18 protein-coding genes and 1 tRNA gene are annotated in these 16,449 nt (G+C 46.8%); 14 read left to right on the top strand and 5 right to left on the bottom strand.

Annotated features, from left to right (window positions below):
* Positions 1 to 328: 328 nt before the first annotated feature.
* The 8 genes from nadB (at position 329) to RBH92_RS05355 (ending at position 6,498) form a co-directional block, all read left to right on the top strand.
* Entirely contained in the window at positions 329 to 1,924 is a 1,596-nt protein-coding gene (gene nadB, locus RBH92_RS05390; RefSeq protein WP_307933602.1) for an L-aspartate oxidase, read from the top strand.
* Between the two features lie 72 nt (positions 1,925 to 1,996).
* Complete coding sequence (locus RBH92_RS05385; RefSeq protein WP_307933601.1) at positions 1,997 to 2,464, top strand: MEKHLA domain-containing protein; 468 nt, start codon at positions 1,997 to 1,999, stop codon at positions 2,462 to 2,464.
* A gap of 84 nt (positions 2,465 to 2,548) precedes the next feature.
* A tRNA-Ser gene (locus RBH92_RS05380) sits at positions 2,549 to 2,640 on the top strand.
* Positions 2,641 to 2,840: 200 nt separating this feature from the next.
* Entirely contained in the window at positions 2,841 to 4,469 is a 1,629-nt protein-coding gene (locus RBH92_RS05375; RefSeq protein ID WP_307933600.1) for a replication endonuclease, read from the top strand.
* A gap of 22 nt (positions 4,470 to 4,491) precedes the next feature.
* A complete protein-coding gene (locus RBH92_RS05370) occupies positions 4,492 to 4,719 on the top strand; it encodes a hypothetical protein (protein ID WP_307933599.1) in 228 nt (75 codons plus the stop codon).
* 77 nt (positions 4,720 to 4,796) lie between these two features.
* Positions 4,797 to 5,237: a hypothetical protein gene (locus tag RBH92_RS05365; protein ID WP_307933598.1), complete on the top strand. Its 441-nt coding sequence runs from the start codon at positions 4,797 to 4,799 to the stop codon at positions 5,235 to 5,237.
* A complete protein-coding gene (locus RBH92_RS05360; RefSeq protein WP_307933597.1) occupies positions 5,234 to 5,428 on the top strand; it encodes a MerR family transcriptional regulator in 195 nt (64 codons plus the stop codon). Before RBH92_RS05365 ends, RBH92_RS05360 begins: the two co-directional genes overlap by 4 nt.
* On the top strand, positions 5,404 to 6,498 hold the full coding sequence (locus RBH92_RS05355; protein WP_307933596.1) for a site-specific integrase: 1,095 nt from the start codon (positions 5,404 to 5,406) through the stop codon (positions 6,496 to 6,498). Before RBH92_RS05360 ends, RBH92_RS05355 begins: the two co-directional genes overlap by 25 nt.
* Positions 6,499 to 6,555: 57 nt before the next feature.
* Here the strand turns inward: RBH92_RS05355 and RBH92_RS05350 are convergent, their stop codons facing one another.
* The gene (locus tag RBH92_RS05350; RefSeq protein WP_307933595.1) at positions 6,556 to 7,422 is read right to left on the bottom strand and encodes a TIR domain-containing protein; all 867 of its coding nucleotides are present in this window, start codon (positions 7,420 to 7,422) and stop codon (positions 6,556 to 6,558) included.
* Between the two features lie 172 nt (positions 7,423 to 7,594).
* On the opposite strand from RBH92_RS05350, the gene RBH92_RS05345 reads away from it, so the two are divergent.
* From RBH92_RS05345 to RBH92_RS05320, 6 genes are all read left to right on the top strand, one after another.
* A complete protein-coding gene (locus RBH92_RS05345) occupies positions 7,595 to 7,825 on the top strand; it encodes a hypothetical protein (RefSeq protein WP_307933594.1) in 231 nt (76 codons plus the stop codon).
* Positions 7,826 to 7,827: 2 nt separating this feature from the next.
* Complete coding sequence (locus tag RBH92_RS05340; protein ID WP_307933593.1) at positions 7,828 to 8,205, top strand: type II toxin-antitoxin system death-on-curing family toxin; 378 nt, start codon at positions 7,828 to 7,830, stop codon at positions 8,203 to 8,205.
* Positions 8,206 to 8,515: 310 nt separating this feature from the next.
* The gene (locus tag RBH92_RS05335) at positions 8,516 to 9,082 is read left to right on the top strand and encodes an anthranilate synthase component II (RefSeq protein WP_292925457.1); all 567 of its coding nucleotides are present in this window, start codon (positions 8,516 to 8,518) and stop codon (positions 9,080 to 9,082) included.
* A gap of 24 nt (positions 9,083 to 9,106) precedes the next feature.
* Positions 9,107 to 10,132, top strand: coding sequence for an anthranilate phosphoribosyltransferase (trpD, locus tag RBH92_RS05330; RefSeq protein ID WP_307933592.1), 1,026 nt, complete (start codon positions 9,107 to 9,109; stop codon positions 10,130 to 10,132).
* Between the two features lie 6 nt (positions 10,133 to 10,138).
* Positions 10,139 to 10,996 (top strand): indole-3-glycerol phosphate synthase TrpC, encoded by an 858-nt coding sequence (trpC, locus tag RBH92_RS05325; RefSeq protein WP_307933591.1) that lies wholly within the window; start codon positions 10,139 to 10,141, stop codon positions 10,994 to 10,996.
* A 142-nt stretch (positions 10,997 to 11,138) separates the two neighbouring features.
* Positions 11,139 to 11,975, top strand: coding sequence for an HDOD domain-containing protein (locus RBH92_RS05320; RefSeq protein WP_292925460.1), 837 nt, complete (start codon positions 11,139 to 11,141; stop codon positions 11,973 to 11,975).
* Between the two features lie 69 nt (positions 11,976 to 12,044).
* On the opposite strand, the gene RBH92_RS05315 is transcribed toward RBH92_RS05320, so the two are convergent.
* From RBH92_RS05315 to RBH92_RS05300, 4 genes are all read right to left on the bottom strand, one after another.
* Positions 12,045 to 13,499: a mannose-1-phosphate guanylyltransferase/mannose-6-phosphate isomerase gene (locus RBH92_RS05315; RefSeq protein WP_307933590.1), complete on the bottom strand. Its 1,455-nt coding sequence runs from the start codon at positions 13,497 to 13,499 to the stop codon at positions 12,045 to 12,047.
* A gap of 7 nt (positions 13,500 to 13,506) precedes the next feature.
* Entirely contained in the window at positions 13,507 to 14,535 is a 1,029-nt protein-coding gene (locus RBH92_RS05310; RefSeq protein ID WP_307933589.1) for a hypothetical protein, read from the bottom strand.
* A gap of 60 nt (positions 14,536 to 14,595) precedes the next feature.
* Positions 14,596 to 15,585, bottom strand: a complete 990-nt coding sequence (locus tag RBH92_RS05305; protein WP_307933588.1) for a glycosyltransferase family 2 protein — start codon at positions 15,583 to 15,585, stop codon at positions 14,596 to 14,598.
* 122 nt (positions 15,586 to 15,707) lie between these two features.
* Positions 15,708 to 16,403 (bottom strand): class I SAM-dependent methyltransferase, encoded by a 696-nt coding sequence (locus RBH92_RS05300; protein WP_307933587.1) that lies wholly within the window; start codon positions 16,401 to 16,403, stop codon positions 15,708 to 15,710.
* Between the last annotated feature and the right edge of the window lie 46 nt (positions 16,404 to 16,449).

The raw sequence follows: 16,449 nt of genomic DNA, 5'->3' as shown, positions 1-16,449 counted from the left end.
CCTTGGCGCGAAGCAGTATGGCTCGCTGATTTTTGCTGCAGCAATCCCAAGGCTTGTTGTTTCGTAACATCTTTCCAGGTTCACCGGTCATAACCGCTTATCCGGGTTTTTGGCAATTTGGGATGGTGATCGCTTAAGGAAGCTCTGATTAATTCGGCGAACGGGATGAAGGACTAGGTGCACGAAACACAGCAACCGAGACATATCAACAAGATAGGCGAGGAAGTGGGTACCGCACAACGAAGTGATTTGCTCGTATAGTCCATTAATCAGCGTTTCCTTAACACCGGTGGAAGCAGCTTAATTATTTGAAGTATTAATCGGTTGAATGTCTAACAACTATTTCGATACGCTCATTATCGGCAGCGGGCTGGCTGGATTTTCCCTGGCATTGCATCTGGCCAAACAGCAGAAAGTCTGTATTGTCACCAAGCAAACCGCGGAATCCGGTGCCAGTTCATGGGCGCAAGGCGGGATTGCAGCGGCTTTATCGCATGAAGATTCTCCTGCGCAACATGTGCAAGACACTTTGATCGCCGGAGCCGGTTTATGCGATGAAGCAATCACCCGGTTTATTGCCGAACATGCAGCGGCTGCGATTCATTGGTTGATCGATGAAGGCGTTGCTTTTACTGCCGACCCAAGCAACGGGACCGGATATCACCTCACCCAGGAAGGCGGCCACAGCATGCGGCGGATCATCCACAGCGGCGATGCCACCGGCAAAGCGGTGCAACAGGCGTTGCTCGAGCAAATCCGCGCGCATCCGAATATCAGCATGCTGGAACAACATATCGCGATCGATCTGATCACCAGCGACAAGCTGCCGGATCACCCGCATGCCGGGCAGAAACGCTGTTTCGGCGCTTACGTTCTCGACAAGAAAAAAGACAGGGTGCTGACCTTTACGGCGCAAAACACGGTATTGGCGACCGGCGGCGCGAACAAGGTTTATCTCTATACCACCAACCCGGACACTGCCACCGGCGACGGTATCGCAATGGGCTGGCGCGCCGGTTGCAGAATCGCCAATATGGAATTCATTCAATTCCATCCGACCTGCCTTTATCATCCGCATGCTAAGTCTTTTTTAATCAGCGAAGCCGTTCGCGGCGAAGGCGGTTTATTGAAGCTGCCCAACGGCGATCGTTTTATGCCCCGCCATGATGAACGCGCAGAGCTCGCACCGCGGGACATCGTCGCGCGCGCCATCGACTTTGAAATGAAAAAACGCGGCCTGGATTGCGTTTATCTGGATATCTCGCACAAACCGGCGGATTTCTTGAAAGAGCATTTTCCGACGATTTACGGCCGTTGCTTGGAATTGGGCATCGACATCACCCGGGAACCGATACCGGTTGTGCCAGCTGCGCATTACACGTGCGGCGGCGTTGTGACCGACCAGCAAGGCAGAACCGATTTGAGCAATCTCTACGCCATCGGCGAAACCGCGCATACCGGGCTGCACGGCGCTAATCGCCTGGCCAGCAATTCTCTGCTTGAATGCGTGGTGCTGGCGCAAGCGGCCAGCGAGGCTATTATCAATCAACCCGCGAATGGATTGCCGGCGCTCCCCGGCTGGGATGAAAGCCGCGTTACCGATGCGGACGAAGAAATTGTCATCGCGCACAATTGGGATGAGCTGCGCCGCTTCATGTGGAACTATGTCGGCATCGTGCGCACCACGAAACGGTTGCAGCGCGCGCAACGCAGAATCGAGTTGCTGCGCGAAGAAATCAATGAGTATTATACGAATTTCCGCGTCACCAGCGATTTGCTGGAGCTGCGCAATCTGGTCGACAGCGCCGATTTGATCGTGCGCTGCGCGATGCTCCGCCACGAAAGCCGCGGCTTGCACTTCAGCAAAGACTACCCCGCAACTTTACCCAAAGCGCACAATACCATTCTCCAAAAAAACGGTTAGAAAACCATGTATCGCACCGATTGCCATTGCACCTTCCATTGCCCCCCGTTACCGGTAATTGCTTGAGCGGCCATGGAGCATGAATGGCGCAATCCCCCGGCCGTGCAGTGGTGCCAATACCTGCTCGACAGCTACGCCCACTGGCTCCGGCGCGAACTCATCGAACGCAGCGGCACGCCGCTCGAACAAGCGCAACGGCTGTTCCATAGCCCGTTTGTCGTCGCATCGCATGGTACCGAAGCGGATCCGGTGTTAAATTACGGCAATCAAACAGCGCTGGCGTTATGGGAAATGAATTGGCAGCAATTCACACAAACACCGTCACGCCTCACCGCCGAACCGCCCAACCGCGAAGAACGCGCCCGCATGCTGGAACAAGCAAAAACCCAAGGCTATATCGCGGATTATCGCGGCATCCGGATTTCCAGCAGCGGCAAGCGCTTCCTGGTCGAACAAGCGACCATTTGGACGATACAAAAGCCGGACGGCGCCACTATCGGGCAAGGCGCGGCTTTCTCAGCCTGGAAGTTCCTCGAATAACCGTAATCGCGTTAGCCGCTGCAAAAACAAATTTGCCCGAAAAGGATATCTGGTTTATTCTTTGCCCCCTTGCCGAATTTACCTGGAGAAGTGACCGAGCGGCTGAAGGTGCACGCCTGGAAAGCGTGTGTACGGCTCAAACCGTACCGCGGGTTCGAATCCCGCCTTCTCCGCCAGTTTAAGGTCTCACCCAGACCACTCAAGACCAACTAAGACCCATAATAAACAGGGTGTTAGTTGTGTTTCAAAAAATGACCGGTTAGTCTCGGTAGGTCTCCAAAGGCCTCGGTTGTGGCACAAAAATGACACAAATTTGCCACAAGTCGTTTTTGCCGATGAGCGCACAGCATCTTACGGCACAGCAAATTGCCGCCGCATGCGTCAGCATATTTTTTCCGAGCTTGTCCCCATTGCCGGAGACCTGGCCGCCCACTACGTCAAAACCGCCGAGCGTTCCAGTTTCGAGCAAGCCAATCATGAACTGCAGGATATTTACAACCAGCTGCGCATCGAGGATCTGAATCTATGCGGCGATAGTGAGGAATTGTTTGAAGCCGCCAAGCGCTTCGCCGAAAAATGCTACACAGCCCGCACTCGCGCACAATCTCCTCTTGAAGCCTATCAGGCCTGCCTGCGTGTCGTCGATCACTACCAAGTCAAACGGCCATCCGTCAAAGGCGACGATCTGGAACCGGCATTGAACCGCATGTGCTGCTCGCGCTGGTGGAACCGCAGAATTCAAATACTGAAACTGCGCAAGATTGAGACCATTGCCCGCAATCTCGAGCTGGTCAACCGCCTCCGTGGCATCTATGCCAGCGACTACACCATTCATATTAAGCGCAAACAAAAGGAGCGGAACCGGCTGTACCTGGCCTCGAACTTCGTAAGCAACCAGAATGGCGAGATTTTTTCCCTGCAGAACCTAGCCGACCGTTCGGTATCCAATCCAGTCGTTCGCCGTGCCGAATTGATGACACGAATCCGCGGTTTTGAGATGGTGGCCAATTATCTGGGTCATGTGGGTGAATTCTATACGCTTACCACCCCTTCCCGCATGCACGCCTGTCTGCATACCGGCTATGCCAATCCGCGCCATGACGGCACGACCACCCTGGAAGCGCACCAGTATCTGACACACCTCTGGGCGCTGATCCGCGCCGAACTCGATAGGCTGAACATCCGCCCTTATGGTTTCCGTGTAGTCGAACCGCACCACGACGGCACCCCGCATTGGCACTTGCTGCTATTCATGCCTGATAAACACCGCGAAGCTGTTCGTAGAGTTATGAGCCATTATGCACTTCTGGATAGCGGCAGCGAACCCGGCGCATTAAAACGCCGCTTCAAAGTGGAACCCATCGATCCCGCCAAAGGCTCAGCCGTCGGTTATATTGCCAAGTACATCTCCAAAAACATCGACGGCTATCAATTGGAGCAGGACTTGTACGGTAACGATGCTATTCAGGCAGCGGAACGCATCACCGCTTGGGCCAACACCTGGGGTATCCGGCAATTCCAGCAGATCGGGGGTCCCAGCGTTACCGTTTGGCGGCAACTGAGAAAACTCGGCAAATGCGACGACCCGGAACTTGAAACCATCCGTCAATCGGCGACCGCCAGCGATTGGGCAGCCTTCATGCTGGCGATGGGCGATCCCGAGACCCCGCACAACCAACAAGCCATCAAACCATTCTACGATGAAAGCCAGCAGCTTAATCCAATGACCGGCGAAGTGTACTCACCGCTAGCCGGTCGCTATGGTGACGCTGCACCGTTACGGGTGGCCGGTATTGTTTGGAGAGGATTGGGTTATAGCACACGCAAGCATGTCTGGATGCCTTTGGTGATGGCGGACAGCGAGGACGTGACATTACGGAGCGTGGCGCGAGACGCGCGCACGTCATGTCGCGCCGCAGCTGTTTCTCTTGGACTTGTATCAATAACTGTACCAACCCCTTTTTATCATCCGGAGGTTATCTATGAAATCCCAACTCAACACTAAAAAAGACAGAAGAAAAAACATAATGAATACATTCGATCTTGAGGAAGCTGTTTCTTTAATCTACCGCTTAGCCGTACTCAAAAAAGACGTGCTGCAACCCGGCCAAAAATACAGCATCACGCAAATCGGGCACATTTGCGGCGTGTTGACACTTAACGACCAGATCGAGATTGTCATCAAGTTTCACGACGAGATGCGGCAATTCACCAAAGAGGAGTTTTACACGCAAGTGAAGCTTCTCGACGAATAGGACAAGTATCTTATTGACTACCATGATTAGTAGTGTACTATGAAAACTTCTATATATTTTCAGGAACACTATTGATTATGAAAGACAAAGGAAACCAAACAAACACAGCAGACAACCCCAGAAAACTGCTCGTTCTCAATGAAGAAACGGAACAAAAGATACTCCAGAACATGAAGGAATTCCGGGGCGTTGGCACTACGCTTGAAAGTGCTCTTGGCGCATTGATAATAGGACAGTATTTCGGCTGGCGGGTTCTCAAGATTCTGCACAACCCGGCCACTTACCGCCGTTATGAAAAAGTGCTCGGCGTTGAGTTTAAAGACGTATGCCCGGAAATCACCGAATTCGGCCAGAAAAAAAGTATTGGCTATGCCATCACCGAAAAGCTTGGCAGCTTCTGGGCAGTGGTCATGGGTAAGCGCAAAGTGGCGGATAAGGGTTTGATCGACAGCCAAGCGGAAGTCGAAAAGCAGGTAGCTAAACATATCGCTGGCAATGACGGGGAGGAAAAGAAATGAACCACTCCGAACATATACTGGTAACGATCAAGAAGTTTGCTGAATTAACCGGCTTAACCGAAGAAGCCATCCGGCAGTATAGAAAGAAAGGGCAATGGAGAGAAAAGATTCATTGGGTAAAAGCACCAAACGGCCGAATCTTCATCATCGCAAAAGCAGCTTACGCATGGATTCAAGGCAGCGTGGCATAACGATTCGCGGCAATAGCGCCCAGATCGCCTTCACCTATCAAGGCGTGCGCTGCCGGGAAACTATTCCCATTCCGCCGACCAAGGCCGCACAAAAGGAACTGATCCTTAAGCGGCAAGCAATACTGTATGAAATCAGCATCGGCACTTTTGATTATTCGAGGCACTTTCCATACAGCAAGAAAGCAAAAGAATTTCGCAAAACCCGGCCAGATCGTTACACTATTCGCGAAGGCCTGATTGATTGGTTACAACGCGCTCAATCCCGATGCCAACCAAGCACACTGCGCGACTATGAAAGCGCAATTTATCACCATTTGATTCCAATATTTGGCGATCTAACGATAGATGAACTCACTGCACTCAAAATTAAAGAATGGCTGGCTGAACTTCCTTGTTCCAACAAGCGAAAAAATAACATTCTGATACCACTGCGCCAGTTATACGACGAAATGTATCACGATGAAATCATCGCCAAAAATCCGCTTGATCATGTGAAAAATTTACCAATCCATACGCGAGAACCGCAACCCTTCCCACCCGATGAAGTCGCAAGTATTCTGAATGAACTTGTAGGGCAAGAAAAAAACCTGATTCAGTTTGCGTTCTGGACGGGTTTGAGAACATCCGAGCTCATCGCTTTGCGTTGGCAGGATGTCGATCTGAAACAAAACTGCATCCATGTCAGGGTTGCAAAAGTGCGGAATCATTTAAAAGGTACTAAAACCAAGTCAGGAGAACGTACTATCATACTTCAACCCCAAGCCAGAGAAGCCTTACTTAGCCAGCAAACCTACACTGAAAAACTAAAAGAGACTGTTTTTCATAATCCACGCCATAACAAACCTTGGAAAGACGATCAGGCCATTCGCAAAACGGTTTGGATTCCTGCATTGGAACGGGCAAACATTAAATATCGCAATCCTTATCAAACCCGTCACACTTTCGCTTCTACAATGCTTTCGCGAGGTGGGCATCACATGCATGTTGCCGAGGAAATGGGACACAAGGATTGGGGACAGATTAGAAAGAGCTATGGACGATATATTCCTCAGAAGCAGAGTAAAACATAGTTCTAATCCTGTCTGGCTCGCCAAATATGAGCACTGGAAAACCTTTATTTTACTATCTTAATTTTTTATTGTGACTGGCAATTTTATCAATGGTAAAGAATTGCCATCAATATCCTTTAATCGCCATTCTTCCGGTTCACGACCAATATGAATTTCAAATCGTGGATAATCAATTTCAAGTGGACCATGCATACTTTTGTGGCTTAACAAATGCTCGTGTATATGCCATATTAGCTTTGTATCATCTTCATCAAATTGTATCCAGCCTGCACCATTCCATTGAGCAAATGTATTTTCTTGAATATAGTAATTTCCTATGTACATAACTGAATTACGATCAACAGGTTTGTTAAATTTTAGAAATATTTTCTTAATATCATCTGTAGAGATTTTCTGACCTTTCTTAGGGAATGAATCTATTAATTGAAAATCATTTCTTTCTAACCCAGATTTTTGAGGGTTTGTATGAAAGAATCCCATCCGATCCATTACATTAGTAATAACTGTACACGTAGACTTTGTGGCAGAAATGAAATCATTATCACTTCGGTTAGGCTCATAATCTATTGGTGCAATACCTAATATATCTGTTGGAGTATGATGTTTTGAATCCCGGGGCAGAATAATAAAACATCGTTCCTTTCCAAGATATCCCATAAATAAGCCTAACTCGAACAGAACATTATCGCGCGTTGTTTTTTTTTCTTCGCCGCGCATTATTACAAGATCATCAGGTGTGCAAAGAAATGCTGCAAAATCTACACTTCTAGTTAGCTTGATCAGTGAATCAATAAAATTTTGTGAAGGCTCGGGTCTTGTCCATAAGACTGTTTCTGCTGGTCTGTCAAGGTTGTGGTTTATCGCTTGTGCGATACTATATGATTCCGTAGATGATGCAATAAATATTCTTGGTTTCTTATTCATTAAGATAAATTTTTTAACTGGCTATACTGCTTAATATTAATGTTTTTTTGTTCTTTTATACACTTCTTATTATCCCGTTCAAGTAACACGAGGGGCTACAAATACATTGATAAAAAAACAATCTTTAGCGTATCATAAAATTCTCAAAAACATCAGGATATGGTGATATCTCATGCCTAACACTGTCCGCGAAAAATTTTCCTCTCAGGCTGCGCCAGAAGTCCTTACTGCACTGCGAAAAATTGCTGAATCTGAGGGGCGCCCTATTCAAGAAATACTTGATGAAGCCCTGCGGGAATACATCGAGCGTAAAGAAAAACGCCAATCACGCCATCAGGTTATAAATGCTTTTGAGCAAAGTCAAAACGAATTTGATCAGCTCTACCGTGAATTAGCTAAATAACATTGAAAGAGTATTTGACGGTTCCCGATGTACTAGCAATCCATTCAATATTAATAAAACGTTACGGCGGAACACTTGGTATCCGTGATCTTGGCGCACTTGAATCTGCTTTATTTCGCCTTCAATCAGGCTACTATATTGACATAGTTGCGGAAGCAGCCGCATTGATGGAAAGTTTAGCCATCAATCATCCCTTTGTAGATGGCAACAAACGCGTAGCTTTTGCAGCTACTGATATTTTTCTTCGTATTAATGGTTATCGAATCAACTGTGAATCAATGATTATTCACGCCGACATGATGCAAATGTTTGAAACAGATACATTTGATTTGCCTCACCTTGAACCGTGGTTAAGAAAGCTGGTAATCAAAGCATCTTAAAGATATATTTTTACCCCAAGATTCAACTTATCTTGATGGTTTAATTAAATAAGTTTAAACTGATTCTGATAAAGTTTTTGAAACCTGCAGAAATACTTCAAAATGACACAAAAATATCAGAGGTAAATAATAAATGATTGATATATCAAATATAGATCAAGGTTCGAATCCCGCCTTCTCCGCCAAATAAACTCTCTGTAACATCTTGCGATCATTATTGATGGGCTTCCATGCTGGTAAAATCGGCGGAATAAACTTGTTTCGCCGTTTGGTATAATCTGATAATTATTTATATGAATACCAGTTCAAAATGCTGTTAATGATCGATAACTACGATTCTTTTACCTACAACCTCGTGCAATATCTTTCGGAGCTGGGTGAAGAGGTTGTGGTATATAGAAATGATGAAATTACCCTGGATACGATCTTGAAGTTGAAGCCTGACCGGATCGTGATTTCTCCGGGTCCTTGCACACCTGACGAAGCCGGTATTTCATTGTCCGTTATCAAAAAATTCAGTGAAACAATCCCGGTGCTAGGCGTATGTCTGGGGCATCAGAGTATCGGGCAAGCATTCGGCGGACACATTGTTCATGCGAAACAACTGATGCACGGCAAGACATCGCCGATCTATCACCATAACATTGGAATTTTCCGCAACTTGCCGAACCCCTTTATTGCAACCCGCTACCACTCCCTCGTGATCGAGCGGTCGACATTGCCGGATTGCCTCGAAATTACGGCGTGGACCGAAGATGATGAAATCATGGGGGTTCGCCATAAAACCCTCGCGATCGAAGGCATTCAGTTCCATCCGGAATCAATCTTGAGCGAACATGGACATCAAATGCTCGAAAATTTTCTTAAGCGTGCGTAGTGCTGTAATCCCGGAGACAATCCAATGAATCCACAAGAAGCGCTTCAGCGATTGATCGAGCATCAGGAAATACTGCACGAGGATATGATTTCCTTGATGCGCCAAATCATGCAGGGTGAAGTTTCCCCCGTTCTGATTGCTGCCATCGTCACCGGTCTTCGTGTAAAAAAAGAAACCGCCGGGGAAATCGCAGCAGCGGCGCAAGTCATGCGCGAATTCGCAACCAAAGTCGATATCGCCGACAAAACTTACCTGGTTGATACCTGCGGCACCGGCGGCGATTCCGCGCACACCTTCAATATTTCAACCGCATCGGCATTTGTCGCCGCCGCCGCCGGTGCGCGCGTCGCGAAACATGGCGGCAGATCGGTCTCCAGCAAATCCGGCAGCGCGGATGTATTGGAAGCGTTGGGCGTCAATCTCAATCAAACGCCAGCGCAAGTCGCGCAAAGCATCCGTGAAATCGGCGTGGGATTTATGTTCGCGCCCAATTATCATGCCGCAATGAAACATGCAGCGCCGGTACGCCGCGAATTGGGCATCAAAACACTCTTTAATATCCTGGGGCCGTTAACCAATCCGGCGAATGCAAAAAGACAAGTTCTAGGCGTGTTTGCCGACGAATTGGTCGAGCCCTTGGCGCAAGTGCTGCAGCGCTTGGGAAGTGAGCATGTGCTGATCGTTCACGGCAAAGACGGATTGGATGAAATCACGATTGCGGGCGAAACCAGAATTGGGGAAATGAAAAATAATCAGATTACTGTGTTCTCGGTCAGGCCGGAGGATTTTAATCTCAAAACCGCTTCGCTTGACACCATCCGCGTCAAGGACAATGAGCAAGCCAGAAGAATGCTGCTTTCGGTATTGGAAAATGCGGCGGGACCGGCGCGGGATATTGTTTTGATGAACGCTGGCGCAGCCATTTACACCGCCGGAATTGCCGGTTCGCTCGAATCAGGAATAACAGCGGCGCTCCGTGCGATCGAAAGTGGTGCTGCTTTAAAGAAACTGCACGATCTTGTTGAATTTACCAACCGGGATCTCGCGTAAAAAATTATGTCCGATATCTTAAAAAAAATTCTGACCGTCAAGAAGCAAGAGATTGCTGCCGCAGAGGCGCAAAAGCCCTATGCAGCGCTGCTTGAAGAAGCGCACTCTGCGCCGCCAGCGCGGGATTTCACCGGCGCAATCCAAAACAAAATCAAAACGGGGCAATCAGCGGTCATCGCGGAAATCAAGCAAGCAAGCCCCAGCAAAGGCGTTTTGCGCGGCCCGGCATCCGGTGATGCGCAAGCGTTTGAATTCGTGCCCGGCGAAATCGCCAAAACTTATGCCCAGCACGGTGCGGCGTGTCTTTCGGTGTTAACGGATAAGCAATTTTTCATGGGAGCTCCCGAATATTTGCAAGCCGCGCGCGCGGCTTGTTCTCTGCCGGTATTGCGCAAGGATTTTATTCTTGAGGAATATCAGATAGCGGAAGCGCGTGCGATGAATGCCGATTGCATTTTATTAATTGTAAGCGCTTTCTTGCTCGAGAACGATTCCAGCCAAGATAATGCGGCCAGCGATCCCATCGCACGTATGATAAGACTCGAGCAATTGGCTCAATCGCTGGGCATGGCGGTTTTGGTTGAAGTCCATGATGCCGCCGAACTTGAATTGGCGCTCCGGCTTTCAACACCGCTCATTGGAATTAATAATCGCAACCTGAGAACCTTTGAGACAACTTTGCATACCACGCTGGAATTATTGGATAAAATCCCGTCAAATAAAACAGTCGTTACCGAAAGCGGTATTCATACACCCGCGGATGTTGCACTGATGCGCACCCATCAGGTCAATGCGTTCCTCGTTGGCGAAGCCTTTATGCGAGCCGCCGATCCCGGCGTTGAGCTTGCTCGATTATTTTTCTAAGCGGTCTCTTTACGACCCGGCATACTTAACAAAACATTTTCCCGATAACAACTGAACTTTATTGGTAGATTATTGTTTCCTAAAGATTTATATAGGAATGTCGTAAAAAAACTCCTTGCGACAATAAATCAGGAGTTCAGAAATGCTACAACAAAATCAAAGAAAATTATCGGATTGGGTTAATTTTCTTACGACAGCAGAAATTCCTGTTCTCAAGCAAACCGCACGAAATCTTGAAATTCTCAAACAGGATGAAAATAACCTGAATGCGCGCAGCTACGCGAATATTGTAAAAAATGATCCTTTAATGACGGTAAAACTGATGCGCTATATGCAAAAGCATAAGCATCGCTGTCAGGAACATGATGTAATGGAAGTCGAGCAAATCGTATTGATGCTCGGACTTGAAAATACAATCCGGCTGATTCCCGCCACGCCGTTGGTGGAAGATATTCTTGGAAAAGATAATAGGAGCGCCCTCGTCTATCTGTTAAAAACTTCCCATCGTGCAAATTTGGCTGCTTCTTATGCTTTCGACTGGGCAATCCGTTTGCATGATTTGCACTTTGCAGATATCCGGCTCGCGGCGCTATTGCATGATATCGCCGAAATCTTGATGTGGTGCTTCGCGCCCAACGAAATGCTGAAAATCAAGCAATTACAAAAGAAAGACAAAACGCTACGAAGCTCCGCCGCGCAAGAAAAAATATTCGGTTTCCCGCTGAATCAGTTACAACATGAACTCGCGATTAAATGGAGACTTCCGGAACTGTTAATCACCCTGATGGACGACAACTGTTCCGGGTTTCAACGCGTCCGCAATGTGATACTCGCGGTAAACCTGGCGAGACATTCCGCCAATGGATGGGATGATGCAGCCTTGCCGGATGATTATGAAGACATTGCCAAGCTGTTACATCTGCAAGCAGGTGATATCATGACCATCGTTGGTGCAAACAAACAACATGAAAATGCATAAAATTAAGTCACTAAACTTCTTGGAATCGATTCTTATATTTTAGGGTTGATGTGTATGAACTTTTACACATCAACCTTGAATCCGCCGGCCATAAATATCTTCAAAACGCACGATATCATCTTCACCGAGATACGAACCCGATTGAATCTCAATCATCTCCAGCGGAACACAGCCGGGATTTTCTAATCTGTGCTTAGTGCCGAGGGGAATATACGTTGATTCATTCTCGGAAACTAAAAAAATTTCTTCATTCCGCGTTACCCGCGCCGTACCCCGCACGACAACCCAGTGTTCAGCCCGATGATGGTGCATCTGCAATGACAATGCCGCACCAGGCTTGACAACAATTCGCTTCACTTGAAAACGTTCACCCGCATCGATGCCATCGTACCATCCCCATGGACGAAATACCTTACGGTGCCAACGGCCTTCCAGTCGATCTTGTTTTTTCAGGGAATCAACGATTAGTTTCACGTCTTGTGTTTTGTCTTTATTGACAACCAATACCGCATCAGCGGTTTCCACTACAATCATGTTTTCGACACCCACACAGGTCACCAAGCGATTCTCTGAAATGACAAGCGTATTGCTGCAGTGATTCAATAATACATCGCCTTTTGAAGCATTTCCTGATTCGTCTTTAGGCAGTACTTGCCATAAAGAACTCCAGGCACCGATATCGGACCATTTTGCCGAAAGAGGAATGACGACACCACTGGGCAGCTCATTCCGGGGATCGGTGATTCGCTCCATCACGGCATAGTCAATAGAGTCGCTGGGGCAATGTTCAAAGGCATTTTTATCCACCCGCAAAAAATCACCATCTTCCGATCCTTTTTCCCACGCACCCTGGCATGCAACAAGAATATCAGGTCGAGATTTTGCAATTGCAGCCAGCCATATCGATGCACGCATCATAAACAGCCCGCTATTCCAGAGATACTTCCCAGAATCCAAATAGGCTTGCGCGGTTGATAAATCCGGTTTTTCTACAAAGCGTGTAATATGATATGCAGTATTTTCTTCTGTTAACGATTCTCCAAGCTGAATATAGCCATACCCTGTTTCCGGTGCATCCGGAGTTATACCGAACGTAACGATGCTATCGGTCAATGCTTGCGGCATCGCCATTGAAACAGCTTCATGAAAAGATTCGATATCCAAAATGACATGATCAGACGGCATAACCAATAACACCGGATCCTTATCCATCCGCATGGCGGAAAGTGCTGCCAGAGTTAGCGCAGGCGCCGTGTTTCTTCCGAAAGGTTCGAGCAGGATGGTGCCTTTTTTATCCATCAGCCGCAATTGCTCGGCTATGACAAAACGATATTCTTCGTTGCAAACAATGATGGGAGCATTAACTGTAATACCCTCCAGGCCATCCATTCGGCGGACAGTGGCTTGCAATAGCGAATCATCATCAATGAGCGATAATAGCTGCTTTGGATGCTTCTCGCGTGAAAGCGGCCATAGTCGCGTTCCCGAACCGCCCGATAAAATAACAGGAATCAGTGTATCCATTCAGATCTCAATCAAAAAAGCAAAATTTTCCAATTCTAGCAGCGGGAATCACTTCCCATATCTCCAATCCTGTCGTATAAGATTCTATGGGGGCATGCCCGCCGCTGTAGGCGTTGTTAACCATGATCCGGGTAATTGGAAGATTGTGCTCTCCCATGGTAGACCCTTGGTACTTAACTATTTCCCGTTCATTGACAGCAGCACAGAATCGCCCATCCTTGCCACTTGAACGATGCCAGTAAGCTTCAAATTTAAACCACTCACCAACAGGCACCGGGACTGAGCGATTCTCTACTCGCCAGTAAGTAACATCGGAAATAGGACCATTCGCAACACTATCTCCTTTTGTAATCCAGTAGAGTCTGCCATCGACGTCTTTCAGGATATTTGTCACGATCCGGTAATCACCGCTACTGGCATTCCCGCCATATCCGCCCGTCTTAAATTCAAACTGAGTACGCCAATTTCCAGCTGAAACTGTAGGATCCAATTTTCCTATAAGATCAGGCGGATATTTGATCCAGTACGCGATATATAAATCCGTGACATCGCTAATTGTTGGCGGCCTTAGAAAAATAAATGGCGCCTGTGAACCGGCTTGTCCAACGGCCCCTTTGATTTTTACGCTCTGAAAAAGCGCGTTGGTTGCTTCTCCCCTTGGCCCGATAACTGTTCTAATTTCATTGGTTATATAATTGCCAATAGACTCAGAAGTAATGGGATCAATCGTAATGAGCTGAACACCAGAAAAAACTGAGCCAAATGCTTTTACCGGCCAACTATAACCTGTTACCGAATCGACACCGGTAATTGCCTGCCAGCCGCCATTACCAGTTGGAAAGAAATTGTGGGGTTCGCCAATGGAAACACCCGGACCAAAATTCGATTTGAAAAGTAAACCTTTCTCGGCATAAACATTAGGAACTATCAAACCAAGAAAGATTAATGATAGCGCTTTAAAATAATTGCTTTTACCTGCTAAAAACCCCATCATTTTTTCTTGTAATAATCCGGTATTGAGCAAACCTAATATCATTGCTGGAAAACTCTTATTATCAAAAACTTCATCGCATAAACGGCTTTAAATAGGCCCGAACTACTTAACTGTCCGGAACTCCGGAGATTGAGCGGGATCTCCGCGCCGGGCTGAAAAAAAACCCATGATAACACCAGCAGTATGAAGATTTTGCGATACCACCATATAGAGACCATCCATCAGAGACTTTCTTCGAAACACCCCGAAGAGCAATGGAACTAATAATAAAAGGGTGAATATCCACCAGCCCAGAGGATGGTAAAATCCGCCAATAGCACTCAGCAAGAGACTCAACCACCAAACTCCAACTACTAGTGATAAACGATACTGGACAACCCCCCTTAAAGCTGCCCGCAAATAAGGTTTTCCCCATGCTTCGCGCAATAACTCACCCGCTCCCCAAATATAACGGCCACACCAGCGCCGCCATAGCAATCTAAAACTCGTATCGGTATGACCGTAATGTTTAACCGCTTGTAGATTTAATCGTTGTAAGCGCCATCCATTCGCACGCAACCGCAAACCGAGCTCAAACTCTTCGTAAGAATGTAAATTGCGATTCGTCAAATACTCAATCTGCTCTACAGCTGATTTTCTATACAATCCTCCCATATTCAAGCAATCAACTTCACCAAATTTAAAGATATCATCTTCAGTACGACGACGAAATTCAGCATTCGTTATGTACATTTCCTCGATAACACCCCCTACACCTCCTAACGACGGATCTGCATCCAATGCCGCAACTGCGGCAACCAGAAAATCACCATCCAATTCCATATCTGCATCAAGAATGTATACATATTCGCCAAGTGCAATACGATAACCGAGTTCAGCACCTACCCCGCAACAGCGATCTTGAGGATTGATAAGCTGCACAATCCGCATCGGAAACTGATTAGCCAAATCCACGGTCCGGTCGGTCGATAGTGAATCAGCCAAAATTACTTCACCGCTACCTACTTTATCAACAGCGGCTAAGGCTGATTCAATTGCGCGAACAATATTCTTCTCTTCATTGAGTGCTTTGATGATAATACTGACTTTCATGTGATAAACCATGGTGAATTCGAGTAATAAGAGCAACTAAAATTATGCAGTAAGCAAAATCGGCTCACTGCTCCAAAATAATTCTATTAGGTGAGATATTACTTCGGGTTTTACGAAGTCAATTATTCCGCTAATACCAGCAACGAATAACCTCCCAGAACTCTGACAGCGAGGTCATTATTGATCGAAAAAGCTAACTTTCTTGGAATTTTCATTAAGCTCGCTTTCCATCCACGATTCGGTAAATCAATGGTATTTCCTGTATAAAAATAGTCAATTACTTTATAACCGGTATCGTTTAGCGTTTCGAGCGCTGTTTCCTTGGTAAAGTAATGAATATGACCAACAGACCGTCTGAGCTTAAGAATTGGAGAACATCGTAAAACTGATTGAACTGAGAGGTCGAGTGGAATATGAAAAATCTTGTATTGGGCTTTGTTTTTTAACTTTCTTAGGAAAGTGAAATAATCTTCAATATGCTCAAAGACATCAATCGCCAAAACTATGTCAAGAAATTCCGTATCCTCACTCAGAAGATTTGAAAGTTGAAATGTTAGATTCGGTTTCGCTTTCGTTAGACAAAGCTGATAAGCTTGAGGCGATACTTCGTAGCCAAAAAATTCCTTATCCGTTCCGAAATAAAGAGATAGCTGATTCAGGATCTCTCCCGCACCGCAACCGACCTCACAAATTTTTTGGGGGTTGAGACGGTTCTTCTCAATAATTTTTATTATCTGCTTTGCTTTCCATGGCGAATCTTCTTCATGCCATGTTGGGTTATTTTCATGATACGTGCCATCATCATACATTTGAACCATGTCGTGTTCCTTCTATTTCACGCAGTCTTTCTTTAAGTACCAAATA

Source organism: Nitrosomonas sp. sh817 (genome assembly GCF_030908545.1).
In the GTDB taxonomy this organism is placed as follows: Bacteria; Pseudomonadota; Gammaproteobacteria; order Burkholderiales; family Nitrosomonadaceae; genus Nitrosomonas.
The sequence above is the reverse complement of the archived record's forward strand: the minus strand, read 5'-3'. Positions and strand labels throughout refer to the sequence as shown.